Origin of the sequence: Mesorhizobium sp. M1409, from assembly GCF_040317535.1 — a bacterium.
Lineage (GTDB): Bacteria > Pseudomonadota > Alphaproteobacteria > Rhizobiales > Rhizobiaceae > Mesorhizobium.
The window spans coordinates 1-605 of record NZ_JAMYKV010000165.1; the positions used below are offsets into that span (position 1 = coordinate 1).

Here is a 605-nt window from a genome sequence, read left to right on the forward strand (position 1 = left end):
GTAAGCGGTGCGCCAAGGCACCTTTCCCGAAATCGCCTTGATGGTTAGTCTCTCGTTCGTCGGCGCGCCGGCGCCGATCACTCCGAGTCATAATGGGTGACGTAGTGGAGTTCGCGCAGAGCGGGGATGACGAGGGCGATGTCTTTGTACGCCTCGTGCTCGATGAAGTGCGCGGTCTCGGGTCCTGGCCTGGGCTTGCCGAGGACGGGCCTCCCCTTTTTGTCGACGCAGTAGATCAGGATCGGCAGCAGCAGGCCGTGATGGGGGTTGTTGAGGTCGAGTAGCCGTTTCCATTTTTTGATGTTGAGATTCATGGCCGCGTAGAACCCCTGGCACCACGGCCGGGCGTCGATGCCGCCCCTGGGCTTGGTGGCGAATCGGGGCGCATAATCCTGCGGTCTGTCGAAGAGCGTCTCGTTGATCCGGTTGTGGATCCTGGCGACGCTGGCAAACACGGCCCGATCTGTTGCAGAGCCTTTGGCCAAGACGTCGCGCGGCAACCCCATGAGCGGGCACATCCAGTCTTGCGGGTCCGGGAACCGCGGCCCGGTGACCGCTGCCGTTACGAAGCCATCCAGCGCCGACATGGTCCGCACCAGCGGGCG

The 605-nt window shown here is 63.5% G+C and carries 1 protein-coding gene; it reads right to left on the reverse strand.

Annotation, left to right across the window (positions count from 1 at the left end; genetic code table 11):
- Positions 1-77: 77 nt before the first annotated feature.
- Positions 78-605: UPF0149 family protein (locus NKG99_RS35855; RefSeq protein WP_352874192.1), on the reverse strand; the 528-nt coding region annotated here is incomplete at its 5' end.